The sequence below is a fragment of the Xanthomonas prunicola genome (genome assembly GCF_002846205.1).
GTDB classification, from domain to species: domain Bacteria; phylum Pseudomonadota; class Gammaproteobacteria; order Xanthomonadales; family Xanthomonadaceae; genus Xanthomonas; species Xanthomonas prunicola.
The window spans coordinates 575,756-601,046 of sequence record NZ_PHKV01000003.1; the positions used below are offsets into that span (position 1 = coordinate 575,756).

The 25,291-nt window shown below is 61.4% G+C and carries 20 protein-coding genes; 3 read left to right on the forward strand and 17 right to left on the reverse strand.

Annotated elements, in window-relative coordinates; genetic code table 11:
• Positions 1–127 precede the first annotated feature (127 nt).
• The 13 genes from XpruCFBP8353_RS12540 to XpruCFBP8353_RS12605 form a co-directional block, all read right to left on the reverse strand.
• Positions 128–394 carry an XAC0095 family protein gene (locus XpruCFBP8353_RS12540; protein ID WP_101363525.1) on the reverse strand — a complete coding sequence of 89 codons (267 nt, stop codon included), beginning with the start codon at positions 392–394 and terminating at the stop codon, positions 128–130.
• 368 nt (positions 395–762) lie between these two features.
• Positions 763–1,467 carry a M48 family metallopeptidase gene (locus tag XpruCFBP8353_RS12545; RefSeq protein WP_014506943.1) on the reverse strand — a complete coding sequence of 235 codons (705 nt, stop codon included), beginning with the start codon at positions 1,465–1,467 and terminating at the stop codon, positions 763–765.
• Positions 1,467–4,589 carry a type I restriction endonuclease subunit R gene (locus XpruCFBP8353_RS12550; protein ID WP_101363526.1) on the reverse strand — a complete coding sequence of 1,041 codons (3,123 nt, stop codon included), beginning with the start codon at positions 4,587–4,589 and terminating at the stop codon, positions 1,467–1,469. The genes XpruCFBP8353_RS12545 and XpruCFBP8353_RS12550 overlap by 1 nt, the downstream gene beginning before the upstream one ends.
• 4 nt (positions 4,590–4,593) lie before the next feature.
• Complete coding sequence (locus XpruCFBP8353_RS12555) at positions 4,594–5,649, reverse strand: PDDEXK nuclease domain-containing protein (protein WP_101363527.1); 1,056 nt, start codon at positions 5,647–5,649, stop codon at positions 4,594–4,596.
• A gap of 66 nt (positions 5,650–5,715) precedes the next feature.
• Positions 5,716–6,894: a restriction endonuclease subunit S gene (locus XpruCFBP8353_RS23420; RefSeq protein WP_101378146.1), complete on the reverse strand. Its 1,179-nt coding sequence runs from the start codon at positions 6,892–6,894 to the stop codon at positions 5,716–5,718.
• Positions 6,885–9,629, reverse strand: a complete 2,745-nt coding sequence (locus XpruCFBP8353_RS12565; RefSeq protein ID WP_207759633.1) for an N-6 DNA methylase — start codon at positions 9,627–9,629, stop codon at positions 6,885–6,887. Before XpruCFBP8353_RS12565 ends, XpruCFBP8353_RS23420 begins: the two co-directional genes overlap by 10 nt.
• A gap of 140 nt (positions 9,630–9,769) precedes the next feature.
• Positions 9,770–10,660, reverse strand: coding sequence for a restriction endonuclease (locus tag XpruCFBP8353_RS12570; protein ID WP_101363528.1), 891 nt, complete (start codon positions 10,658–10,660; stop codon positions 9,770–9,772).
• 40 nt (positions 10,661–10,700) lie between these two features.
• The gene (locus XpruCFBP8353_RS12575) at positions 10,701–11,009 is read right to left on the reverse strand and encodes a type II toxin-antitoxin system RelE/ParE family toxin (protein ID WP_101363529.1); all 309 of its coding nucleotides are present in this window, start codon (positions 11,007–11,009) and stop codon (positions 10,701–10,703) included.
• A gap of 6 nt (positions 11,010–11,015) precedes the next feature.
• Positions 11,016–11,279 (reverse strand): YlcI/YnfO family protein, encoded by a 264-nt coding sequence (locus tag XpruCFBP8353_RS12580; protein ID WP_101363530.1) that lies wholly within the window; start codon positions 11,277–11,279, stop codon positions 11,016–11,018.
• 419 nt (positions 11,280–11,698) lie between these two features.
• Entirely contained in the window at positions 11,699–13,369 is a 1,671-nt protein-coding gene (locus tag XpruCFBP8353_RS12590; RefSeq protein ID WP_341475814.1) for an XVIPCD domain-containing protein, read from the reverse strand.
• Positions 13,370–13,389: 20 nt separating this feature from the next.
• Positions 13,390–14,010, reverse strand: coding sequence for a hypothetical protein (locus tag XpruCFBP8353_RS12595; protein WP_243391103.1), 621 nt, complete (start codon positions 14,008–14,010; stop codon positions 13,390–13,392).
• A gap of 465 nt (positions 14,011–14,475) precedes the next feature.
• Complete coding sequence (locus tag XpruCFBP8353_RS12600) at positions 14,476–15,393, reverse strand: hypothetical protein (RefSeq protein WP_243391104.1); 918 nt, start codon at positions 15,391–15,393, stop codon at positions 14,476–14,478.
• 489 nt (positions 15,394–15,882) lie between these two features.
• Positions 15,883–16,473 carry a TetR/AcrR family transcriptional regulator gene (locus XpruCFBP8353_RS12605; protein ID WP_101363534.1) on the reverse strand — a complete coding sequence of 197 codons (591 nt, stop codon included), beginning with the start codon at positions 16,471–16,473 and terminating at the stop codon, positions 15,883–15,885.
• 70 nt (positions 16,474–16,543) lie between these two features.
• Here XpruCFBP8353_RS12605 and bdcA point away from each other — a divergent pair, with 70 nt between their 5' ends.
• The 3 genes from bdcA (at position 16,544) to XpruCFBP8353_RS12620 (ending at position 19,727) form a co-directional block, all read left to right on the forward strand.
• Positions 16,544–17,257 (forward strand): SDR family oxidoreductase, encoded by a 714-nt coding sequence (gene bdcA, locus XpruCFBP8353_RS12610; protein WP_101363535.1) that lies wholly within the window; start codon positions 16,544–16,546, stop codon positions 17,255–17,257.
• 255 nt (positions 17,258–17,512) lie between these two features.
• Positions 17,513–18,376: a Smlt3025 familytype IV secretion system inhibitor gene (locus tag XpruCFBP8353_RS12615; RefSeq protein WP_101363536.1), complete on the forward strand. Its 864-nt coding sequence runs from the start codon at positions 17,513–17,515 to the stop codon at positions 18,374–18,376.
• A gap of 25 nt (positions 18,377–18,401) precedes the next feature.
• Positions 18,402–19,727 (forward strand): Smlt3024 family type IV secretion system effector, encoded by a 1,326-nt coding sequence (locus XpruCFBP8353_RS12620; RefSeq protein ID WP_165786162.1) that lies wholly within the window; start codon positions 18,402–18,404, stop codon positions 19,725–19,727.
• 290 nt (positions 19,728–20,017) lie between these two features.
• Here the strand turns inward: XpruCFBP8353_RS12620 and XpruCFBP8353_RS24615 are convergent, their stop codons facing one another.
• From XpruCFBP8353_RS24615 to XpruCFBP8353_RS12640, 4 genes are all read right to left on the reverse strand, one after another.
• A complete protein-coding gene (locus XpruCFBP8353_RS24615) occupies positions 20,018–20,197 on the reverse strand; it encodes a type II toxin-antitoxin system RelE/ParE family toxin (RefSeq protein WP_407071311.1) in 180 nt (59 codons plus the stop codon).
• Positions 20,198–20,423: 226 nt separating this feature from the next.
• The gene (locus tag XpruCFBP8353_RS12630; protein ID WP_101363537.1) at positions 20,424–23,087 is read right to left on the reverse strand and encodes a M1 family metallopeptidase; all 2,664 of its coding nucleotides are present in this window, start codon (positions 23,085–23,087) and stop codon (positions 20,424–20,426) included.
• Between the two features lie 175 nt (positions 23,088–23,262).
• Complete coding sequence (locus XpruCFBP8353_RS12635; RefSeq protein WP_101363538.1) at positions 23,263–24,555, reverse strand: adenylosuccinate synthase; 1,293 nt, start codon at positions 24,553–24,555, stop codon at positions 23,263–23,265.
• A 429-nt stretch (positions 24,556–24,984) separates the two neighbouring features.
• A complete protein-coding gene (locus tag XpruCFBP8353_RS12640; protein ID WP_101363539.1) occupies positions 24,985–25,170 on the reverse strand; it encodes a DUF2065 domain-containing protein in 186 nt (61 codons plus the stop codon).
• Between the last annotated feature and the right edge of the window lie 121 nt (positions 25,171–25,291).

The window sequence follows — 25,291 nt, forward strand, 5'->3', positions numbered from 1 at the left end:
GCAAAGGCGCGCATGCACGTCCGCAGCCTCACCACTCACTGGGGCATTCGCTGGGTGTCGCTGCTCGCTGCCACACGTAAGCTCATCAATGCGTCCATTCGGCGATGATCCATAGGGCAACAACACCTCATGCCAATGGATGCGTGCCTTCCATGACAGAACACTCCACATCGTCCAGCACCCGGCCCACCTGCTCAGCAAGTAACTCCAGGCAGAACGCCAGCTCGTCCATGCAGATGGCCGGCTGCCGCAACTGTTCTTCGGCCTGCGTGCGCGGCTGCGCCAGACGCGCCAAAAACCGCATATGGTCGCGCAGCTGCTGCAAGCGGTACTGCGCGCCTTCTGGCAAGTAGTACCCCGGCTGTGACTGCACATCGCGTACAACATCCGACATGGCCTGCTCCTCATTCCATGGAATCAGCCCGCCCGCCGCAAGGCGACGGACGGGAAGTCGGGAGGCTCGAAACCGCTAACAGCCGGCGGGCGTATTACCCTTGCGGGTGTTGTATTAGCCGCCCTCCCGACGCAGAGCATCGCGTCGGTTGCACCTACAGAACGTGCAGGCACAAAAAACCCACCGGTTTGTCGGAGGTGGGTACCGCTGTTAGCGGAGTTTCGAGGCTCCGTGGCATGAGCATGCTACTCATCAAATCCAGCGTCAACCCCAAGGCACGCGTTGGAGCGGAGAGCCTGCACCCTTCTAGACTTGAGCTAGCAGCTGCACTCGAATCGTCGCGGTGCGAGCAGGGCGATACCTGTCGGCTATGTCGCCAGGGGCAAGGCGTTGAGCTCAGCTCTTGCGTCTCGCCATCCAGCGTAGTGCTTGTCCAGCAAGGCGATGAAGCGCGCATTGTGCGTTGGCTCAAGCAGATGAATCATCTCATGCACAATCACGTATTCGAGCAAGTCACGCGGCTTCTTGACCAGCTCGGTATTGAGCCGGATGTGGGCGCGCAGGTGATTGCAGCTCCCCCACTTGGTTTTCATGCGCTGGAGAAAATAGCCTTCCACCTTTACCCCGATACGGCCTTCCCAGTGCGCAATCAACGGCTGGATCGCTTCATGCAACAACGACCGCTGCCAACGTTGATAGATGGCCTCGCGCCTGCCTGCATCGGTGCCGGGACGCACACTCAGGGTGATGCGCCGGTGGTCCATCTTGACGGTGGGCCGAGTATCGCGCTCCATCACAGCAAGCAGATAGCGTCGCCCCCAGATGTAATGACTCTCGCGGGTTACAAACTGCCGGGGTGTTTCACGTATCTGCGCCAGCAATTGCATCTGCTGTTGGCGAATCCAACGCAACTTTGAAATCGCATAAGCGCGTGCCACTTCAAGCCGTGTGCCAGTCGGCGCCACCAGCGTCACCTCGCCTTGCGGCGGGTGAACAGACAGATGAACATTCTTCACAGCCTTGAAGGTGACCGCAATGTCCAGCTCGCCCAGGCGGATGTGCGTCTGTTTCATCAATAGCCCGACTGACTTTTCAGCAGCTCGAACAGCTTGAGCGTGGCCTCGCGATTGCGCCCCGTCAGCGGATACAGAACATTCTGCACAATGCGTTCCTTTGCTTCATCTCCTCGCCATCCTGCCGGAGCCTCGTCATGCATCAGGCGATCGATTTTCAGCGCCAGGAAGGCCAGGCGGTTGCCGTAATTCACTTCCGGCTCCTGGACAGCGCCATGTCCAGGTTGAGCGTCATCAGAAATGATGTCCGGCAGATTGCGATAAATCACCAGCGCGCCGGCATTGCCACGCAGCATGGTGGGTTCATCACTATCGTGCTGTCTCTCATGCCAGGTCATCACCAACGCCTCTGCCTTCCTCAGAAATGCTTCGTAGGCTTCAGTGCTCTCGCGGCTTTGTTGGATCAAATCGTCGAGCAGCTTGGACATCTGCTCGTAAAACCGCGGATCAGTCAGGCGGTCGCGGATAATGGTCTTGCGGACATTGTTGATGATGGTTTCCGCAATGGCATTCTTTGAGAGCTTGCCCTTCTCGTTGAGCTTTTTGGCGATGGCATCATGGACGCCGGTTTCGATGATCAGCTCAGTCAGCGACAGCTCGGCCAATTGCCCCAATGCTTGTGCCGGTTCGGCATGGACATAGGTGTTGATGAGATGTCGCATATCAGCCTCAAAGGGTTTGATATCCAGCTCCTCACAACTGCAATGCTTGATGGCAGACCTAACCTCGGCATAGAACTCGGTTTCTCGCCGCAAGGTGTCGGCCTCGCTATTGGAGTAACCCGCCTCGGCCAAGTCCTGGGCAATTGCGGCAAAGGCGCGCAGATAGGTCGCTACCGCTTTGTAGAAGGCAATACGTAGCGCCTCACTCTCCAGTAGCGCCTCCGGATCACCCGCATGGCCGCAAAAGTAGTGGATGAACTGCTCCACTTCGCGAGGGTGCCCGACCGGCTCGCACAGGTAGTGCAACGCCTCGCGTGCTTCGTCCAACTGTTTACGACCTTCGCCCAGCCAATTCTTTAGCTGGATGTTGTTGTCGCCACCGTTACCGGCGTCGATGTCCAACGCGTCGGAGCTATACACCGCAATGGCCTGCTGCACATCATCGAACAGCTTTTTGTAATCGACGATGTAGCCATAGTCCTTGTCCTCGCCGTCGAGACGATTGGTACGACAAATGGCCTGAAACAGGTTGTGGTCATGCAGCTCGTTGTCCAGGTAGATGTAAGTGCAACTGGGCGCATCGAACCCTGTTAACAGCTTGCTGACAACAATCAGCAGTTTCATGCTGGCCGGCTCTTCAATGAAGCGGCGCTTGGTTTCGTCTTCGTACTGCTTGGTTGTTTGGCCGGCGCGCAGCACATGCTGCTTATAGGTGTCGTATTTGTAACGCTCATCGCTGCCCGATGACGCCTTCGAGATCGCCGCCGGATTGGGCTCAAACGATGTGATGACACCCACATGCGGGCTAAAATGTGTGTTCTGGAAAAGCCGAAAATAATGGCATGCGTCGTAGATCGACGCAGCCACCAGAATCGCCGTACCACGATCGTTGTCCAGGCGGGGCTTGAGGCTGAAATCCTCGATAATGTTGGCAACGATGCGGTCCTTGCGCTCTTTACCGCTCATCAACTCTTCCATCGTTGCCCAGCGCTTGCGCAGGATGGATTTCTGAAAGTTGTTCAACCCTCGCGTTTTCTTTTCGAACCAGGCATCGATGGCCGCACGCGAGGTCAACCGCTGCGGCACATCGCGCGCCTCGTACTTCAGGTCCAACACCACCTTGTCTGCCACTGCCTGGTGAAACTTGTAGGTGTGGATGTAGGTCCCGAACACATCGCGGGTGGTTTGCTTGTCCTTGCGCAGTAGCGGCGTGCCAGTAAAGCCAATGAAAATCGCATCGCCCAGCCAGCGCTTCATCTGCTTGTTCATGTTGCCACCCTGAGTACGGTGGCATTCGTCAACAAACACGTAGAAGCGCCCATGGATCTCAGGCGGCTCGCCCTTGAGGTCCGCAGCATCAAACTTGTGGATCAGCGCACACAGCAGGCGCGGCGCCGCCGCACTTAGCTTTCGCGCGAAGTCCGCTCGGGAGGTAATGCGCGGCGAAGCGGAGTCCGCACCGATCACACCGGCATTGCGCATGACACCTTCGATCTGCTTGTCCAGTTCGTCGCGGTCAGTGATCACCAACACGCGCGCCTGTGAGTCATGCTCCAGCAGCCACTTGGCCAGCAGCACCATCAAGATGCTTTTGCCACTGCCTTGGGTGTGCCAGATCACACCACCCTCGCGTTGTGCAATGCGCGCCTGGGCCGCCTTGATGCCCTGGTACTGGTGCTGCCTGGGCACCTTCTTGAAGCCTGCGTCGAAGATCACGAAGTTGCGGATCAAGTCCAGCAACTGCACCTTGCTACACATCTGTGCCAGTGGACGATCCAATAAGGCGCCTGCCGCTACTGCAGCCAATGGTTGTTCGTCTTTCCACTGCACGAAGAACTGTTCCGGGGTGCCGGTGGTGCCATAGCGCAGCCCCTGCGCGTCGCTTCCGGCCAGCAACACCTGCACCGTACTGAAGAAACCTTGGTTGAACGCCTCCTCCTGATTGCTGCGCAGCTGGCGAATGCCGTCGCCCAGATCCACCGAGCTGCGCTTGAGTTCAATCACTGCCACCGCCAGGCCATTGATGTACAGCACGATGTCCGGCCGACGTGTGCTGCCGCCTCTCAGCGTCACTTCTTCGGCAAGGGCAAACTGATTTCGCTGCGGCTGCGCCCAGTCGATCAGCTGTACCGTCTCGTGCGATTTGCCGGCCGCAATCTGCACCGGCACGCCATAGCGCAGCAATTGGTAGGTGCGCAGGTTGGCCTGATAGGGCGTGATGCCGGTGGCATCCACCGCAACTTCCAGCTTTTGCAGTGCGGCGCTGATATGGGCAGGCGCGTAACCACGCGCTGCCAGATTGGCGCGTAACAGATCGGCTTCAATGGCCCGATTGTTCTCGCGCTTGCTCCAGTTGCCAAGGTGCTCGTAACCCAGACCGCCCTTGTCTACGGGGTCAGCGAACAGGCGCGCTACGCGATTTTGTGAGTTGCGCTCGGAGCGCGGCATGTGTTGGGTCATTGCATCATTCCTTGGTGCGTTCTTTGAAAGCGCTGGCCAGCTCCCGCTCGATCTGCTCGATGCTCGGCAGGCTGGTTTGCAGCTCTTGCGGCAGAGATTCCACCAGCTTGTATTCGGCAATGCCCATCGGCTGCGACTTGTCGCCCAGCGCGTATTCGGCCACCACCTTGTTCTTGCTCTTGCAAAGCAGCAGGCCGATGCTCGGGTTGTCTTGCGCGTGCTTCACCTGCCGATCCACCGCGGTCAGATAAAAACCCAGTTGCCCCAGGTGCTCGGGCTTGAACTTGCCGGCCTTGAGTTCGATTACTACATAGCAGCGCAGTTTGAGGTGATAGAACAGCAGGTCGATGAAGAACTCCTCGCCGCCCACGTCCAGCAACACCTGCCGCCCCACAAAGGCAAAGCCCGCGCCCAGTTCCAGCAGGAAATCGGTCACGTGCTGCACCAGCGCGCCTTCGATCTCGCGTTCCTGCGCTTGCTCGCCCAGGCCGAGGAAATCGAAGCGGTACGGATCTTTCAACGACTCCATGGCCAAGTCGGACTGCGGGGCGGGCAAGGTGGCCGGGAAGTTCGTCACCGCCGAACCGCTACGCTCCAGCAGGTGGGATTCGATCTGCATGACCAGCACGTTGCGCGACCAGCCATGCTCGATGGCCTTTGCGGCATACCAGCGGCGAGTTTCAGGGCCGGGCAGCTTGTCCAGCAGGGCCAGCTGGTGATACCAGGGCAATTGTGCAAGCACCGCTTGCACAAATGATTCATCCGGCCAGGCCTCGGCAAAGGCCCGCATGTACTTGAGGTTACGCGGTGAAAAGCCCTTCATGTCCGGGAAGGCGGTGCGCAGGTCATGGGCCAGCCGCTCGATCACCTTCGCGCCCCAGCCCTGTTCGGCCTGCCGCGCCAGAATATCCCGACCGATTTCCCAATACAGCCCTACCAACTCCCGATTGACCGCAAGCGCGGCACGTTGCTGCGCGCCGTGGATGCGTCCTTTCAGCTCGGCCAGCCAGTCGGCGTAGCCTTGCGGCGCGGGGTTGAGGGAAGTGGGTTGGTCAGTCATCGAATTTCCATCTCGCACGTGATCCGTTGTTTTCTTTGTGGGACAGCGTCGGGACATTCAGCATGCTCAAACCAGCCGCGTCCTGCCAGTCAGCAACTCCTGCATCATGGCCTGCTTGAGGGCGCGGGTCTTGGTGCGGCGGGTTTCGAGCGCGGTGATTTCGGCGTCCATGTCACTGAGGATGGTGGCGATGGCGACTTGTTCGGATTTTTCGCGAGGCAGGTGAACTTCAAAACTGCCAAGCGATTTCTTTTGAACGTTGGGCAATCCTGATCCAACGCGCAGACCCTGTATGGCCTGTTGCTGGTTCTTCAATGCGTGAAACAAGAAACGGTTATCTGCACTTTGGGGTACGACAGAGTAGCAGTGGCCACCACACCAGAACGGTAGAGACACAAGTTGAACGTAGCCACATGAATTGCCCCCTTCGCTAATTGCGATGGTGTTAGCTGGCGTGTTGAATTTATTCGCAAAGCCCGATGGCGAAATACCACCATTGAAATGGGGAAATTGACCATCTGTGCCGAATTCATCGATGTGCAGTTGTTCTCCTTTCGAGATTACCGCAAGCGCTCCCAATTTTTTCACCTCCCACTTCCCGCTGAACCCCGGCAGGCTGGTTTGGCCAGTGAGGAGTTGTTGCATGGCAGCCTGTTTGATGGCGCGTTTTTTGGCGATCAGACGATCCAGTTCGTCCAGCAGCACATCCATGTCGCTGAGGGCGATCGCGATGGCGTGCTGCTCTGCGGCTACTGAAGGAATCGGAATCTGTGTTTTCCGGATAGCTGCTAAACCTAAATTGCCGATAGTCGATCCAGTTAAACCATCGAAGAACTGACACCTTACGATACTCGCCTGAAGTGCGTGATAAACAAAATTCTTGCAGACATCAGAATTAACGTTCAGGTAAGCCGTGCTTTTGCCCAGCACGACTTTTTCGCCGCCATACAATGCAAGGTTTCCGATAGTTCCGTTAATAGAAAGCAGGATTGACCGCTCGCTTAATGGTTTTCGGTACTTAAAAAACTCTAAGTGATCGACAGACTTTGTGTCACTCACCGCAACAATCTTGCCGCAATTCAGATTATTCCCGTTGATGAAGAAGTATTCCCCATTGGGCGAATAGATTGGTGTTCCATGCAGCCCATCGCCAATATGAGTTGTAATTTCCTCCATCATTACAGCATTCCAATCTTCCGGGATCACCCCTACTTCCGTATGCTTGTAGCCCGGCTTCACTTCCATCTCGCCCCCATCCGTTTCAGGTGCGCTTCCACCTTGGCGCTGAGGGCCACCACATCGTCTTCCAGTTTCGGCAGTGGGGTGTCGTAGCGTTCGGCCAGTTCGCGGATACGCTGAGCCAGGGTTTGCGAGATGCGCTCCAGCTCCTGCTGCACGTCGGCGTGCAGACGGGCCAGCCACTTGTCTTGCACCACCAGCGTTTTCACCTCTGCTTCGCCGAGGCTGGCGTACTGCTCGTAGGCTTGCTGGTCGAGTTCCCCTTCAAGCGCTTTGACGGTCTTTTTCAGCGCTGCTTCGTGGGCGCTGAGCTGCTGCCACTGCTGGAGCACGGCGCGTTCGTCAGCGCTGTCGGCGTCGTCGCCAATCTCGGCGATACGGTCTTTCACCTGCGCGGCGTTGATCTTGTCGAAGCCCGCGAAGGCACCATCTTCGCCACTGTGTTCCTCCTGCAATTCGGCAAGCTGGCTAGCAACGCTATCAAGCTCGGCTTGTTTGGCCTCCAGCTCGGCCTGCTCGGTGGCGAAGTAGCGGGCAACGATATAGGACTTGGGCAGCAGATCGCAGATCCAGCCCTTGTCCTTGGTCTTGCCCTTCTTGTCGGTTTCAACAATGCGCCGGGGCAGCGCCACCCAGCCGTCTGCGGCGAGCAGGTAGGCATCGTCCTGCATCACTTCCGCCCAGTAGTCCATCAGGAACTGGTAGATATCGTAGGGGTCAAGCAGGGGCGCGGCGTGGAAGGTCGCGAGCAGGGTTTCGGAGACCTGCGCAATCAGCGCCTTAGGCTTGGCGCCGGGCTGAATGCCTGCCAGCAGCGGGGTGACAGCCTGTCGCCATTTTCCGAACAGGGTTTCGACCTTGCTGCGGAATCGCTGGAATTGCGGGTGGGCCAGGATGACGGGGCGCACTTCGGCTACCGGCTGGCGCAGCCGCGCATAACCAGGGCGCTCGGCCTCGAACAGCGCCTGGCGCAAGGCGGGCATTTCCTCCCAATCGGCGGCGAACGCGTCGATGTCGCGCTCGGGGATGCCGCCGTTGAGGTGGGCATCGATATCTTGCAGGTCTTCCGGCTCGCTGCTGTCGATGTAGCGCGGCAGGTTGAGGTTGTAATTGTTCCTGTCGCTGGCGATTTCATCCAGCGGCACCATACGGGCATAGCGCGGCACATCCACGCCACGGCGGAAGGCATCGACGATGCGATGGATATCCTGCTCGCGCAGGCGGTTCTTGGGGCCGTCCTTGATGAAGCCTTTGCTGGCGTCGATCATGAAGATGCCCTTGCGGGCGCTGGCATTTTCCTTGTCCAGCACCAGGATGCAGGCGGGGATGCCGGTGCCGAAGAACAGGTTGGCCGGCAAGCCGATGATGCCCTTGAGCATGCCGGAGCGCACCAGTTGCCTGCGAATGACGCCTTCCGCATTGCCACGAAACAGCACGCCATGCGGCAGGATGATGGCACCCTTGCCGGTAGTTGCCTTCATGCTACGAATGACGTGCAGCAAATAGGCGTAGTCGCCCTGCTTGTCCGGCGGTGCGCCCCAGGCAAAACGTTGATAAGGATCGTTGGCGGGTGTCAGCCCGGTGGACCACTTCTTGTCCGAGAACGGCGGGTTGGCGACCACATAGTCGTAGCTACGCAGCTGCTCGCCATCCTTGAACCTGGGGTTGGACAGCGTATCCCCGCCAAGAATGGTGGCACTGGGGAAGTGGTGCAGGATCATATTCATCCGCGCCAGGCCGGCAGTGGTCACGTCCTTTTCCTGCCCTTCCAGCGTGATCTGCCGGCCTGCCTCGGCTGCCACTTTCAGCAGCAGTGAGCCTGAGCCGCAGGTTGGATCGTAGGCGGTCGTAGATCCGCGGCTATTGGCATGCGAGATGCCGATCACCTGGGCGATGATGCTACTGACTTCAGAGGGAGTGTAAAACTGGCCTTTGCTCTTGCCGGAGTCCTGCGCAAAGTGGCGCATCAGGTACTCGTACGCATCGCCGAGCAGGTCGTCGTTGTCGGCCCGGTTGTTGGCGAAGTTCAGCTCGGGCTTTTCGAAGATGGCGATCAGATTGCCCAACCGCTCGACCATGGCTGGGCCTTCGCCGAGCTTGTTGGGGTCGTTGAAGTCTGGGAAGTCGCTGCGCGCCAGCTTGGTGTTGGCGTCGATCAGCTTTTGAATGACTTGCGTGTTGATCCTGTCGCCGATATCGGCCTTGCCCTTGAGCGCCACCATGTCCTTGAACGAGGCGCCAGGCGGGATGACGACAGGTGGAGCGAAGTCCTTGCTATTGCCGTACTTGTCGCTGATGTACTTGATGAACAGCATGAACAGCACATAGTCCTTGTACTGGCTTGCGTCCATGCCACCGCGCAGCTCATCGCAGGACGCCCAGATGGAGCTGTACAAGTCAGACTTTTTGACTACGCCGCTGCGCCTCACCGACGGCACTGTGTCTGCCTCGGCATGCGTCTTGGATGCCTTTGCTTTAAGAACTTCCACTACTTTTCCTGCCTGTTTTGCACCAGAATTTCGGGCTCTGTTTTGCATCACAGCCGTCTCAGCAAGCGCGACGGAACCGCCGCGCCCTCGGCCAGACACGATGTCGCCTTGCTCGATCAACAGGTGTTTGATGCGTAGATACGTACTTTCCTGCCAGCCAAGTTCCTCTCGCAGCTTGCCGTTGCCAGCAGAGCCGCCGAGAGACTGCAACATGGCGAGAAAACGTTCGGTATTTTGCTCGGTGGATGTCACTGCGTCGTTCCGTACTGCTTGAGGGCGTGCATCACGCCTGCCAGTGGAGCCGCTTCAGCGGCACAAAGTAATTTTTCGGCATCGATAGCCACTTAGCCAGGGGTTGTTTCAAGCATGGCGCGCACGATGCTCGGACCTACTTATTCTTTTCCGGCCAGAAACCAAACCGGCTTGAGCGGCAGACGGGCCCTGGCGGTGTCCTCAAGCTGTGAATAGTGCGTGGTCCATAGCTCCACCAACTTTCGCGCATCAATCAGATTGATGCGACGATGCGACTGCCGCGCCTCAAAATCGGCATCCTTGGTGAAGCCGGACAGCGCAACGTACAGACCGACATCGCCCTCTCCCAGAACCGCCATAAAGCTGCGCAGGCCAGTCACATCGATCCGCGGCGAGTTGGCATTGCGCTTGACCTGCACCTTGATGCGCGGCGGGCGTGTGCCCAGCGGGTCGTTGTAGGCAATGATGTCGGTGCCACCGTCCTTGCCGGGCGGTGCGACCCAGGCAACGTGATACCCCATCGCCCGCAGCAACGAGGCCACGAGCTCTTGGAAGTCGTAGGGCGGCATCGCGGCGAGGTAAGCCTCGATCTCGGCCCATGCCATTTCTTCGGCTTCTTCCAGCGTGATGCTGGCCGATTCCTCGATGAGCTCGCCTTCGGGATCGTCGACCTCGTCGGCGACGGGCTGGGCGCTCTTCCACTTCTTGTACAGCTGGCCGACTGCACGGATGAACTGCTCGGGATCCGGGTAGGCGTCCAGCGCCGCTTCGCCCTCTGGCGTGAGGGTCCAGATGCCTTTGTCCTTGACCAGCCAGCCGGCCTTGACCGGCGCCACGGTGCTGAAGCGCACGATCTTCTCGAAGCGACGGCCGCCGGTTTCGTAGTCGCCGGCTTCGTACTCGGTGAGCACGACCTGCTTTTCCAGTGCGGCCAGCGCGTCTGCGGCGCGCATGCCCTCCGGCTGGGTCTTGAGGATATGGAACAGCGCACGGGTTAATTCCCCCGTGCGGCGCCTGCTGATATTGGCCATCTACTTCCCCTGTGGCACGACGTTGGCGCTAACGCCGTGCTTAATGATAGTCGTCTTCACGCTGATGCCTGACTGCCAAAACGGTGACGACCTGATCGCTTTCCACCTCAAACAGCAGGACGTAGCCGCTGGCACCGAAGCCGATCACCAGCTCCCGCAAGAACGGGTCCGCCACCCCCGCCTTGCGGCAGCTCAAAGGGGCCAGTTCAAGCACGGTGACGCCGTCGCCGATGGCCTGAAGCGCGCGCTCGGCCACGGTGAAGTCGCCTTCGGCACGCTGTAGCAGGCAGTCGTAAAGACGCGCGAGATCCTCACGTGCCTGCTGAGTGAAGCGGACGGAAAATCCCACGTTGGCTTAGCCCTTGCGCGCCTTGTCCAGTTGGGACTGCAGCCCGGCAAGCACATCCCTCGCGTCGATGTACCGGCCGGACGCCTTGGCGCTGTCACGCGAGGCCAGCCCGCGTGCAATGAAGGCTTCCTGCTGCTGGCGCTGCTGCACCTGGGCACGCACGGAGTGCTCAACAAAGCTGGAAAGCGTCTCACCATCCTGCAACACGGCCTCGGCCGCTTCGCGCAGCGCCGGGTCTACCCGGAGCGATGGAAGAGATGCGGATTTCATGGCATGCCCAGTGCGTTGCAATTGCAATGCATCATCGCAAGCGAGCGCCGGTGCTTCAAGGTTTTCTTTGCAGACCTAAGCCGACAATGTCGCAGCTACGCTGACGCGATGGGCCATGAACACTGAAACACAACGCTGGCACGTGCCAGATCCCACCGCGCGCTTGACGTTACGATGCACCTGAGAACCGCTCATACACAGCACTTCTCCAAGGGAGACACAGGTCGAGGCCAAGCCCGCCTGGGCAACCCTGCTTGTGTGGCACCACGAGATCCTTGGGCTTCAATGCCACAGCCGAGTCTGCCGCATTCCATATTCCGGAATATGGAATGCGGCGAACAACGTGTTTGTGCAGGAAGTCTCAGCTACACGCTGCCTGGAGCGGTGGTCTACAGGTCAAAAGCAAAAGCCAAAAGCTCTCACCCAATGCTTCGTGGCTTGACAGCCTCTTCCTGCGCCACAAATCTTTCCTGCGCCTGACTCTGCGCTTGCGCCAACGTACGCGCATCGAGCTCTTGCAGCTTTGCCAGCGACTGCTCAACCGGTGTGCTGACCGCTACGTCCGTCGGCATACTGGCACGCAGATGGGCTGGATTGCCTGGCTCACCCTGCACTACAAACACTGTCGCCCCTGCGGCAGAGCGTGGCGTCTGGTTGCTCAGCAACACATGGTCGATCCGCTCAAGCCCATGTTCCTTTGCCAAGTGCGCAAGACTTGCGCTCATCCGCTCGCTGTGCGCATCGCTGGCGCGGCCCATGCTGGCGTCCAATTGGCCAACCAGGGTCGTGGCTTGTGCGTGCAGGGGATGAGGCGCCTGCGGCGTGGACTCCAGGTTTGTCTGTCCCCGCCTGCCATGCAGCGGCTCTGCCGGCCCACCTTCCTGCCGCGGTAGGTGAGGCGGCTGATTGCCATGCTGATGCTGGTTCGGCCGCGGCCCTTCCTGTTGATGCCCCTGGTCTAGCTGTTGCTCTCGCACCGGACTAGGAGTAGTGGTCGTCAGCACGTATTGCCAGCGCGTCTGCGCGGGATTGCCTTGAACCGCATTCATGAATGCGTCGTAGTCGTCCGCGTGGATCGTCTGGCAACCGGCCGAATCAGTGCTGCCACGTGATCCGCGATGAATTTTGAACGTGTCGTTGAGATCCTGCGTGCCGTTGACATCGGCCTGATCGAACCAGCCATCGGCATTGCTGTCCCGCTGCACCATGCCACGCCCTGCGGCGACCGCAGCCTGGCTCGGTTTCAGCGCAGAGTCCATTGTCCCAGCCAATAAGGGGTTCGGATGCTGAGCCATCTGCATTTCGATCGTGCCGTCATGCAGGCGGCCAAGGTCGCGAACGCCGTCCGCGTTGACATCGTCACCCTCAATCTTGCGGGGCCGCGTAATGCTTTCAAATCCGGGGGAGGGATCGAACCTGCGGTTCTCGCGGCCGCCCTCGCCCAGCGGCCTAGCCCCTGTGTTGCCGGCATGGTGGTCATACTGTGCAGTGGGCTCGGTGTTGGCGCGATTGGACTCAACCACATGCGCTGTGCCGTCTGCGTCCTTCCAAAGAACGACCAAGCGATCGTTGTAGACGCCGCTCCCACCACGAGACTCGTCGCGCGCAGTTGTCGGGTTGTCTGCCCGCCGTTGGGTTGGATGGGCTGAATCCTCCATGGCGTCGAGCGTGGAGTTCTCTTGGCGCAGCCCTAGAATCACCCGTTGCCCTGGCGTTGCCAGCGCTTGATCCGCTGCCGCATTGCCACGGACTTGCGCGATGCTTGCGTAGACGTCGTACTTCTGGCCGTCGGCGAGTGCGGCCATCTCATTTTCGGATGGAAATCGTGGCGGCGTCGTTTGGACGCGTTCCAGGCGCTGTATTCCTGCGGCTGTACCTGGCGTCTGCGTCTGCGCGCGTTCTGCACTGGCGGCGATGCTGCGCTCGGCCTGGGTGCTGACGTAGCGATCCATGCTTTCTTGCACGACCTCTGGCTGCCCCTGTCGATGCCGTTCCAGCAATGCCACCGCATCTGCAGGACGGTTTGCATTGAATAGCGCAACTACCTCGTCTGCGCGCTCTTTAATACTGACCTCTATGACCCGAGACATCTTTGCTCTCCCTGCATCGATTAAGGAGTGACGAAACGATCGCCCCTGTTGTCCAGTGGACCCGAACAAGCAGCCCTTCCCGCGGCCGCAGGTCTGCATGGCCATCGCGCGCGATCAACCTTGTCCATCAATTCAAAGCGTTGTCCGGTCCAGACCAGAAATCCAAAGTGCAGATAAGCCCAGTCGTTGTAATAGCGCGGGTCATCGGCAAGCGGGGCATCCGGATCTGACTCGATGACCCAGCGCAACACGGGAACTTGCCACAGGCGCGATACATCCAGGAAGGGGATCGGCTCCGCATAGGCCTGATAGTGCCGGACCTCGTCTTCGGACAATGCGGGCGCAGGGGGCAGCACCTCTCCACTCACATCCACCAGCTGGCCTTTCTCTTCATACCGAAATGCCCGCACGCCTCTTGAGTTCTTGCAGTCCAATGCCCGTTCGGTGCACCTCACCCCGCCGACCAGGTAGACGGTATGACGTGAATCACGCGACTCGAACGAGCGCACCCAGAATGCATCTGCGGCCAACATGAAATCGGCGCGCGCGCCCAAACCCGGAGACGCAACATACGCGGCATGCTTCAAGGCCTCGCCGCGTGCTTCGGTGGCAACGCCCAGATCAGCGGATGGAAGCGACAAGATGACCTCAGCCAGGGGACGCGGCGCAGGGCCAATGCATTCGTCAGCGGGCAACAGAACGCTGCGGCCAGAGGAGGTTCGTTGCGACCGGGTTGAACAGGCTGCCCCCATGCCTTGCTCCAGCGCGAAGCGCTTCCAAGGCTTTGGAGAGAACGAGGGCACAGCGGGATAGACATTCTCGGCGGCGGGTGAGGTCGCAGGGGAGCGTGTTGCCGAGCGGGCGCTGTCTTGGACACATCCAGCTACGACGCTAAGCACGGCACCCACGACCAGTCCGTTTAAATGGCGATGATGCATGCTCTGCTCCGTCTGGATGGCCTAGCTCACGATCGACCTGATTTTTTTATCAAACTGCATCAGTATTGCTCCGCCCCACGGGCCACTGTTCAGGCCTGCTGCGACCCGTGCGCAAGCCGTTCACCTTAGGCCGCACGTCATCGCTTGGCAATCGGTTGCCATGCTGTATTAACTGGAAACGAAACGGTCCTCACCATCTGGATAATCCGCACATGCCGGTTCGCCTGTGCGCTGCTGGCGACACGGCCAGTGCGCTCTAGCGACTCGTTCTACCAGCTCGAAGCGTTCGCCTGTCCACCGAATAAAACCAAAATGGGCGTAAGACCCGACGCGCTTTGGGTCATCGGTGGCCAGCGGCTGGTCAGTATCGAATTCCATCAACCATCGCATTGTCGGCGCCAAGGGCAGCTTGTCATCGAACAGAAAAAGCTCCGAGCCGCCGTGGTCGTTTTGCCGGGCAACATCTTCTGCAGTCAAGCTAGGCGCTGGTGGAAACACCGCTGCACTGACATCGCGTGCGGTGCCGTCCTTGGTGACGCGATACGCCTTTCGTCCTTTGCCTGACTGGCACGCGAGGCCTGCCTCGCCCGCGCCACATTTCACCGGCCAGACCAAGTACACCGTTTTGTCGGGATCAGCACTTTCAAACGAACGGATCGTCAGTTCACCCGCCATCACGGTGAAGTCCGCGCGCCGTCCCAATCCGGGTGCGGCCACGTACACGGCATCGCGCAGGCGCGCTTCGCGCGCTTGCGGCGAGGCATCGACCGCATCTGCAGGCGGGGCAAGCAATGCAGCCGCCATGTGCGCAGGTGCCGGGCCTTTGCAAAACCCGTCCCTTAGCAAAGGCGCAGGCGAGGAGCCCTGTGATTGCGTACTGTCCACACAGACGGCGCCCATCTGCCGTTCCAGTTTGAAGGACACCCAAGGTGAAGGCGTGGCAGCAGGCGCCTGAGGAAAAGACGATGCTTCTTGTGCACCATTTGAAGGTTTTGCGGCAGCCTGTTCCACCGAAAGCTGTGCACACCCAAGCGTCATGATGGGCACCAGCGCGGTCGCCACAATGCAATGCGTCAGCTTCTTCACGGGCATCCTTGAACGAAGAGGGTGAACGTCCTGGACTGTGGCCGTATGAGCAGGCTCGGTCAAGTGACTGATCGCAGACGAAAACGGTTCAGCGACACTCTCATTGTGGGACCGAAATAGACGCTGGATCCAGCGACTACGCCATCTGGTAGGGACTCAGCGCGACCGTCCGGGTTGGACAGCAATTCGGATGGTTCGAAAGGTTCAACCAACACGCTGCGTGTGGCTCCATGTGATCGCCAGCATTGCCCAAAGAGGCTGAAGTGGCCTGTGTTAAAGCTAGCCTAGAACATGGAATGGCCCGTAGGCGCTGCCCTGCTCCTTCCTGCTTCGCCATTCACCCAACAACGGCTCTGCCTGAGCGACGGCAGATCGCGACCATCTTGTACCACCTGCCGATTGACCGTACTGGTTAGCGGCAGGCGCACCTCGATTAGCGAGCAGCTGCGCTCACACTATAGAAAGCCTTCTGCCCCGCACCGGCCCTGCCTAGCCACGCAGCGCTGCCCGAAGCGCCTCCCCCGCCAAGCGCGCACTCGCCAGCAGACGCTCCAGGCTCTGCCCATGCCTCGCGCTGGCGGACAGCCCGGCCATGGTGGTGCTGACGAAATCGGCCAGCCGGTCTGCGTCGTGCGGGCACTGCTGGGCGATGTGGGAGCGGATCAACTCCTGGGCTGCGACATGAAAACCGCAGGCCGCCTCGCGCGCCTGCGCGTCGTTGCTGCGCGTGCCTTCTAGCACCAGGCAGCCGGTGGCGGCGGGGTCTGCGGCGTAGCAGCGGGCGGCCTGCTCCAGTACGTCGGCCAGGGCGTCGGCCAGCGGGCGGGCGTTGTCCAGGAGTTGTGGCAACGGGATGGCCCCGGTCTGCGCGTAGCGGTCGAGGATGCGCGCATACAGGCCGGCCTTGCTGCCGAAGGCGGCATAGAAACTGGGCGGGTTGATGCCCAGCGCCTGGGTGAGGTCGGCCACGCTCAGTGCGTCGTAGCCGCGCGCATGGAACAGCTGCTGCGCGGTGGCGACCGCTTGATCCGGGTCGAATGCGCGCGGCCGGCCGCGGACCCGGGAGTTTTCTGTAGTCATTGTTACAAAATTCTTGACGGCAGACGAAATCTATTATGTATTACTCGCTACATTAATTGCGAGGTGATGCATGTCAGCGTTCAAAGACAAGTCGGTGTTGGTGCTCGGGGGCAGCCGGGGGATTGGGGCCGCCATCGTGCGGCGCTTCGTGGCCGACGGCGCGCGGGTCACGTTTACCTATGCCGGCTCTGCAGAGGCGGCGCAGCGCCTGGCCGGCGAAACCGGCAGCACCGCGGTGCTGGCCGACAGCGCCGACCGCGATGCTGTCATCGACACGGTGCGCCGCAGCGGGCCGCTGGATGTGCTGGTGGTCAACTCCGGCATCGCGTTGTTCGGCGATGCGCTGGACCAGGATCCGGACGCGGTGGACCGGCTGTTCCGCATCAACGTGCACGCGCCCTACCACGGCGCCGTGGAGGCCGCGCGGCAGATGCCGCCCGGCGGGCGGATCATCGTGATCGGCTCGGTCAACGGCGACCGCATGCCGCTGCCCGGCATGGCGTCCTACGCGCTGAGCAAATCCGCGCTGCAAGGGCTGGCGCGCGGGCTGGCCCGCGACTTCGGGCCGCGCGGCATCACCATCAACGTGGTGCAACCGGGCCCGATCGATACCGACGCCAACCCGGAAAACGGGCCGATGAAAGACCTGATGCACAGCTTCATGGCGATCAAACGCCACGGTCGCGCCGAGGAAGTGGCCGGCATGGTGGCCTGGCTGGCAGGCCCGGAGGCAGGCTTTGTCACCGGCGCGATGCACACGATCGACGGTGCGTTTGGAGCATGACGCGGCGACGTCTGCGTTGACGGCACTGCAGCTCGACACGTGCGACCGATGGCGGCAAACGCCCTCCGTCAACACACATGGCGAGCTGACGTTGCACCGCCAGCGTCTTGATTCACCGGCATCTCCTGCCGGCAGCGCGTGATCGCATTCCCATGCCATGCGGCGCATGGCACGGGTGATCGCAGGCCTGGTCCTTGCTGTCGCGCTGATCCCAAGTTGCCTATAGTTGCGGCGAACCCTGCAATGGATTGACCAATGCACATGATGTCATCCGGCCGGTGCCTGGCTCTTGCACTCGCCGTCGCCGTGACCGGCAGTGCCTGTGCACGGACGCCATCACCCGAACAAAAAAGGACTTCCCCCATGTCAGGCACCGTCACCACAGGCCGCACCATCAACGGGCACACCTATTCGGACGCGCCGGTTGACGTAAAGCTGGGGCCGAACACCTTCCGCATCCCCGCCAACTACCTGGACAGCCAGATCGCACCATGGCCGGGCGAAGGCGTGACGCTTGTCATCGAATGGCCAGACATGACCCCCACCCCGCCCGGGGCACGGGCCAACCCGCGCACGAATGATTTCCGGAAAGAAATTTCCGTGTCTATCGACTATGTCGACCGTGTTCCCATTGAGGTATTGCTTGAGCGTTTCTCGTCAAACGATAGGCGTACAGAGGCAGACTCAGTTGAGCGGGGCAATCCTGTCGCCCGGCTCGATCTCCGCATCGCACAGCCTGAAGCATTCGGATTAACGCCCTATGCCATTGATGAGGAGAAGATGGCGGCATATGTAAAAGCGTATGAAGCCCACCACGGCGAGCCTCCGACGCGCAACCCTGCGTTTGAAGACGACTGGTACGTCGCGCGCGACTCCAGCGGCAATTTGACCACGTTCATTAAGTGCGACAGCAAAAAATTTCGAGCAGATGGCGTTCGGCTGGAGGGATCTGAAGTGGTCCATGAAAAAAGTGCCGTTGCTGCAAGTTGCGTCCACTACTTCTCTGACATCGAAAACAAACTTTCCATCAGTCTCAACTACAAGCGTGCATTCCTGAAGGACTGGAAGCGCATGGAAGATGCGGTGAGGGGCGTATTAACCCGCAATAAAATTCGGTGATTAGCGTATTTACAGGGAGTAGCCGGTGAGCGGACTGAGTGAGCAGGATCTGGAAATTCTTTCCAACTATGCAAATAAAGGCAATCGCGAGCTGTATTGGAACTATCTCTCGCAGCTTGATGGAGCAGACGGCTATGGGACGCTGGCATTAGGCGTCGTGCGCAACGACAGCTTGCCAGGGCAAGTGGCTAACAATTACGCGCAAGACTATGCCAAGACACAGCACGGTACTGGCTCGCGCTTTGCCAATGCTGAATTGAGCGAACGCCAGTGGGAAGAGTTCGGGCAAACGCTGCTCAAGAAGGATTTTGAGCTGCGACAAGCTTGGTTCGACAAAGAGCGTCCGGATATGGCACTGAACCTTCCCGGCAAGGACGTCATGCGAGCACACGACCAAGCCTTCCTGAACCATGAGCTCGACCCCAACTGCTGGACCCCACGTGTTCTCCTGCAAGCGGCGCTGGAAAAAAGTGGCCCCCAGAAGCTGGAACAGATCTGGACCAACATGCTCGACAACGAGTACGGCGGCGCTGCCCGTATCAGGAACACGGGCTACGAGACCTTTGCGCAGATGGGACTGGCGGCCGGCAGCCAGTACCTGGCCAAGCTCGGCACCACCGAGGCGATCCAGATGCTGGAAGGCCGCTCAGCCGTCGACCCCAACGTCATCGGCAGCAACAGCTTCTACGCAATGTACTTTGAAAAAGAGCAGAAATGGATGAACGTCAGCGCAGGCGGCGGGCATCTTTCCATGCGCGAAGAAACAAATCCCGGCCGTATCGCCGAACTCGACGATGCCCGCGCCGTGCGTCTGGAACGGCAGCAGAAAGCCACGCAGTTCCACGAAGACGATTCGCACCGCTCCATTACCCGCAGCCCGCTCACGGTATCGGTCGACGGGCTGCCCGATCGGATGCAGTCGCCCACCAAACTCGCCGATATCGGCCCTGAGCACCGGGACTACGCATTGCTGCAGCAGGTGCGCGCAGGCGTGAACGCGATCGATGCGCAAGCCGGGCGCACACCAGACGAGAACAGCGAGCGCCTCATCGCCAGCGTGATGACCCTCGCCCGCCAGAATAACCTGGACCGGGCCGACCACGTGGTACTGAGCCAACAGACGACCGACAGCCCGGCCGGCCGCAATGTGTTTGTGGTGCAGGGTGAGTTGAACAACCCGGCGCACCTGCGCGCCCATATGCCGACCGATGTGGCCGTGCAGACGCCGGTGGAGCAGTCGCTGCAGCAGCTGGAAGTGGCCAGCACCGATCGCCAGCAGGCGTTGGCGCAGAGCCAGCAGCAGGAGATGGATACCCGGCAGCGTGAGAGTGCGTCGATGCGCATGGGATAACCGCGCTAGGCGGGTGGCGAGGCATTGCGGCGGCTTCTTGGGCTATGGCGTGCAGGCGATGCCGGTTGGCAACGTCGGCGTGGCGCGCGACGATCTCCAGCACCGGCTTGTGCGGGTCGGGTGGCAGTGCATCGAATAACAGGGACACCGGCTACAGCGATCAGGGAACTGCCGACATCACGACCCCGCAAAGCCCGCCTCACGTTGCGAGCGAACGGCCAGCACAAACACCGTGTCGATCTGCGCGACATGGCAGTACAGCGCCAGATAGCCGTGCGCGCCGTGACCGATCACCAGTTCGCACTTGTCGCCGCCGGCCGGCCGATCAGCGGATTGGTTTCCAGCACATCGATTGCCGCAATGATCTCGTGCAGGCGTGCTGCGACATGTGCGGCCTCATGGCGCTGGAGGTGGTCGAAGATCCGCTCAAGATCCTGTGCAACCTCCGGTGCCAGCTCGATACGCGCCATGCTACCGGGCTAGTTCGCGGGCCGTGGGACGCTTTGCCGGCTCGCCGGCCATGCGCTTTTCCAGATGGCCACGCATGTCGTCCCAGGCGATGGTCTCCCCGGACGCCACGATGCCGGCATCACGCTGCTCGGCGGCCTCGCTCCCCACCTCCAGGTGACTGCCGGCGCGGCAAAGAAAAAGCCCGGCAAGACCGGGCTGTTTCCTGTGCTGCGATGACCGCAACGCTCAGCGCTTGCGCGCCTTCAACCATGCCTTGATCTGCGGCAGCGAGGCCGCCCGCAGCTTCACCCGCGTCTGGATCGTGTTGATGGCGTTGTCCGCGGCCTGCCGCGAGGTGGGTGCGATGTACTGCTCGGCATAGGCCTTGATCCGGTCGGCGGTGGCAAGCTCGGCCGAGTCCATGCCCAGGCCGGGGTAGTAGCGGGCACGCGAGGTGGAGTCCACCAGGGTGTCCACCTGCGTGCGATGCGCCACCGCGAAGTCGAAGGCAAGCTCCGGGTGCCGGGAAGCGACCCGGTCGATCATGCTCGCACCGGTGGTGGCGCCCGGCTCGGCTGTCAACGCCAGTTCCAGCGCGCGCCTGGCCAGTGCCTCGTCGTTGGGCATGGAGAGGAAGTCGTAATAGGTGTCGCGCACCATCGACGAGGTTTCCTGCCTGGCCAAGGCATGCAAGGCGTCCCAGGTGGCGGCGTCGGCATTGTGCGCAACCGCGCCCAGCACGCTGTCGCGCAGCTCCGGCGACAGCGAGGCGGGGTTGGCCTGGAAGGCGGCAAAGCGCCTGCGTGCCTCGGCGATCACGGCGGCATCGCCCATGTCGCTGAGGGTGGCGATCAGGCGGGTACGCAACTGCTGGATCTGCGCCGAATCGCCAGCGCGGTTGTCCCAGCCCAGCGTTGCGAATTCGGCCGCCAGGCGCGGCACGGCATAGGCACGCCACGCCGTACGCGCAGCCGGGTCGCGCTCGAAGCTGCCATCCACATCGTCGTAGATGCTGGCCACCATGTCCCAGACATCGGGCGATGCACCTGCCGCCACCTGGGCGGTGAGATCCAGCACGTCGGCCTGCGCCTGCACGCCGGCACCGGCCAGTGCGTTGGTGTCGTTCAACACGCCCACCTGGTCCACCACCGGTAGCGCGGCAAACCTGGTGGTCAGCGCCTTGAACTGCGCGGGCGCATACCAGGTGCGGAAGTAGCCCTTTTGCCCGGCATTGACCACCACCGGTGCGTCGCAGCCGGGCACCTGCACCTGCGCGGTGCCGTCTACCAGCACGCGCACCGGCGCGCCATTGCCGCTGCGCAGGACGACCGGCACATGCCAGCGCAACGGCGGCTTGTCGGGGCGGTCCAGCGTGAACTCGCCCTGCTCCAGCGTCACCGCGGTCTGGCCGCCGACGCAGCGGCTGCTGGCCTTGATCAACGGCACGCCCGGCTGCAGCGTGAAGTCGTGCGCCACCTGAGTGAATTGCTTGCCGGGGGCCACCGCGTCGATCTGCTGCCACAGCTGGTCGGTCACCGCGTTGCCGTACTGGTGCTGCTTGATGTAGCTGCGCACGCCGGTGCGCCAGTGGTCCGAGCCGACGTAGTCTTCCAGCATGGCAATCACCGCCTCGCCCTTCTGGTAGGTGATGGCGTCGAAGGCTTGGCTGGCCTGCTCCACGGTGGCCACGTGCTGCACCACCGGATGTGTGGTCGCATACGCATCGCGCCGCATCGCCGCGCGGCTTTTCAGCGCCGGGCCGGTCTTGTCGATATCCCATTCCGGATGCAGTTTTGCCGTGGTGCGCGCCTCCATCCAGTTGGCGAAGCCTTCGTTGAGCCACAGGTCGTCCCACCACGCCATGGTCACCAGGTTGCCGAACCACTGGTGCGCGATCTCATGCGCGGCCACGGTGAACACGCCTTGCTTGGTGTCGATGTTGGCCACCGCCGGATCCAGCAACAACGAGTATTCGAAGGTAAAGATCGCGCCCCAGTTTTCCATGGCGCTGAAGAACTGGCTGCGCCCGGGCGCGGCGATGTTGTCCAGCTTGGGTAGCGGATACGGGATGCCGAAGTAGGCGTTGTATTCGTGCAGCACGTCGCGGCCGGATTCCAGCGCGAACTGGGCCTGGTCCACCTTGCCCTTCTGCGCGATCACGCCGATCTCGGTGCCGTTGTCGGCGGTGACGGTGGCACGCTCGAAATCGCCCACGCTGACGAACAGCAGGTATGTGGACATCTTGGGCGAGGTCTGGAACGCGATGCGGGTGCGCCCGTTTGCGCCCGGCTTGGACGAGGCCACCGGCATGTTGCTCACTGCCATCTGCCCGGCCGGCGTATCGATCGCCAGGTCGAAGGTGGCCTTGAAGTTGGGCTCGTCCCAGGAGGGAATGAAGCGGCGCGCATCGGAGTTTTCGAACTGGGTGAACAACGCCCGGCGCGCACCTTGCGCGGTGGTGTAATCCAGCGCGAACAAGCCGTTGGCCTGCGTGTTGATCACGCCGCTGTAGTCGATGGACAGCACGTACTCGCCCACTGCCAGCGGCTTGTCGAACGCGAACGTGGCGGTTTGCGCCTCGGCATCGGTGCCGACCTTGGCAGCTTGCGGCTTGCCGCCTTTTTGCGTCAGCGTGCCCCGCGCCAAGCTCAGGTTGGCCGCCTGCAACACGATGCGGTCGGTGGCCTGCAGCACGCTGATGTCGATGGCGACCTTGCCGTCGAACGTCATCTTGTCGGCATGCGGCGTGATCTCCACCGCGTAATGCGTGGGCTTGGCCGTGCGCGGCAACTGGGTGGTGATGGACGAGGCGGCGGCGCTCGTCGGCGCGGGCGCGGCGGCGAGCACGCAGGCAGCCGGACTTGTACCGACCAGGGCCAGTGCGATGGCGGTCACCAGGGGAAGACGCATGGGAAATTCTCGATGTGGGCGAAGTGGGCAGGCAAGCGGCACCAGGCCGCGGATGATCCGCCGGAACAGTGCGCGCAGGCACCGCCGGAAGTCATGGCAAATCTCAGCAATCCTCAAATGCCAACGGCCCGGACAAGCCGGGCCGTTGGACGATGCCGCGTCTGGCGTCAGCCGATCAGGCGAACGGGTCCTGCAGCACCATGGTGTGGTCGCGGTCCGGGCCGGTGGAGACGATGCTGATCGGGCAGCCGGCCAGTTCTTCCAGCGCGCGCAGGTAGGCGCGCGCAGCCACCGGCAGCTTGTCCCACTCGGTGATGCCGTGGGTGTTTTCGGTCCAGCCCGGGAACTCCAGGTACACCGGGGTGCACTCTTCCCACCCCTGCGCGTCCAGCGGGGCGTATTCGGTGCGCTTGCCGCGGTATTCGTAGGCGATGCAGACCTTGAGCTTTTCCATGCCATCGAGCACGTCGAGCTTGGTGATGCACAGGCCGGAAATGCCGTTGATGGCCACCGCACGCTTGAGCGCGACGATGTCCATCCAGCCGCAACGACGCGGCCGGCCGGTGGAAGCGCCGTACTCGGCACCGCGGTCACGGATGCCCTGACCCACTGCGTCGTCCAGCTCGGTCGGGAACGGGCCACCGCCAACGCGCGTGGCGTAGGCCTTGGCGATACCCAGCACGTAGTCGATCGCATCGGCGCCCACGCCGGTGCCGGCGAGTGCGCCGCCCACGGTGGTGTTGGAGCTGGTCACGTACGGATAGGTGCCATGGTCGATGTCCAGCAACGCGCCCTGCGCGCCTTCGAACAGCACGCGCTTACCCTGCTTGCGCAGGTCGTGCAGGATGCCGGCCACGTCCGACTTCATCGGCTGCACGTAGTCGCCGAAGGCCAGCGCTTCGTCGAAGGTCTTCTGGAAGTCCACCGCTTCCACGCCCAGGTACTTGGTCAGCACGAAGTTGTGGTAATCCAGCGCGGTGCGCAGCAGTTCTTCCAGCTGCGGCGGGTAATGCAGGTCGGCGATGCGGATACCGCGACGCGCTACCTTGTCTTCGTACGCCGGGCCGATGCCGCGGCCGGTGGTGCCGATGGCCTTGCCGCCGGCGGCCTTCTCGCGCGCCTGATCCAGGGCGATGTGGTACGGCATGATCAGCGGGGCAGCCGGGGAAATCTTCAGGCGCGAACGCACTTCCACACCGGCGCCTTCGAGCTCGCTGATTTCCTTGATCAGCGCGGCCGGGGAGATCACCACGCCATTGCCGATCAGGCACAGCGCGTCTTCGCGCAGGATGCCGGACGGAATCAGATGCAAGACGGTCTTCTTGCCGTTGATGACCAGCGTATGGCCGGCGTTATGGCCGCCCTGGAAGCGGACGACCGCACCGATCTCTTCGGTGAGCAGATCGACGATCTTGCCTTTGCCTTCATCGCCCCACTGGGCACCGAGCACGACAACTGACTGACCCATGACGGGTGGACTCCTGAGTTTTGCTGCGGCCATCGGGGCCGCGGGATGGGACCGGTTCGGGGCTGGCGGCGCCACCTGGCGCGCGGCTCCATCGGGGAGCGTTGCAGCGGCGACCAGCCCGGACACGGAAAAAGCCGAACGGGGTGCCCTGTGTGAGCATGCCCGTCCGGCTTTTGTGCATTATCCGGGTTTCGGGTGACGTGCACTACCCCTGGCGGGCTGAGGAGCAGGGGCTGGTCAGATTGCAGCGGGCCGGGGTGCGCAGTGCTGCCAGGTGCCGGCCGCTACCCCGGTCGTATCAGCGGCACTACGGCAATCCAACACCCTCCGGGCAGGAGCGCACCCTGGCGCGAATCGCTTTACCTGTCATGCCTGTCGCGCCCTGGTGCGCTCCTAGGCTGCTCGTAGCGGTCGGCATGGACCACTCACTCAGTGACGCACGACCCACAACGCGATCACGCCCAGCAGCAGCGTGACGCCGCCGATGGCACGCAATTGCGCGGTGGGCAGGCTGAACAACTGCTCCACCATGCGCTTCCACGCGGTGGGCACGGCAAACAGCAGTAGCCCTTCGATGACAACGATCAGGCACAAGGCGGACAAGAACTCTTGCATGGGAAAACAGCATGTCCGGGGAGAACATGAAGTGTGCCTGCATTGACATCGCTCGTGCACAGGGTGCGATGCATACGTCTTGGCAGACATCGCCTCCTTTCACGCATTGAGCTGCAGATCG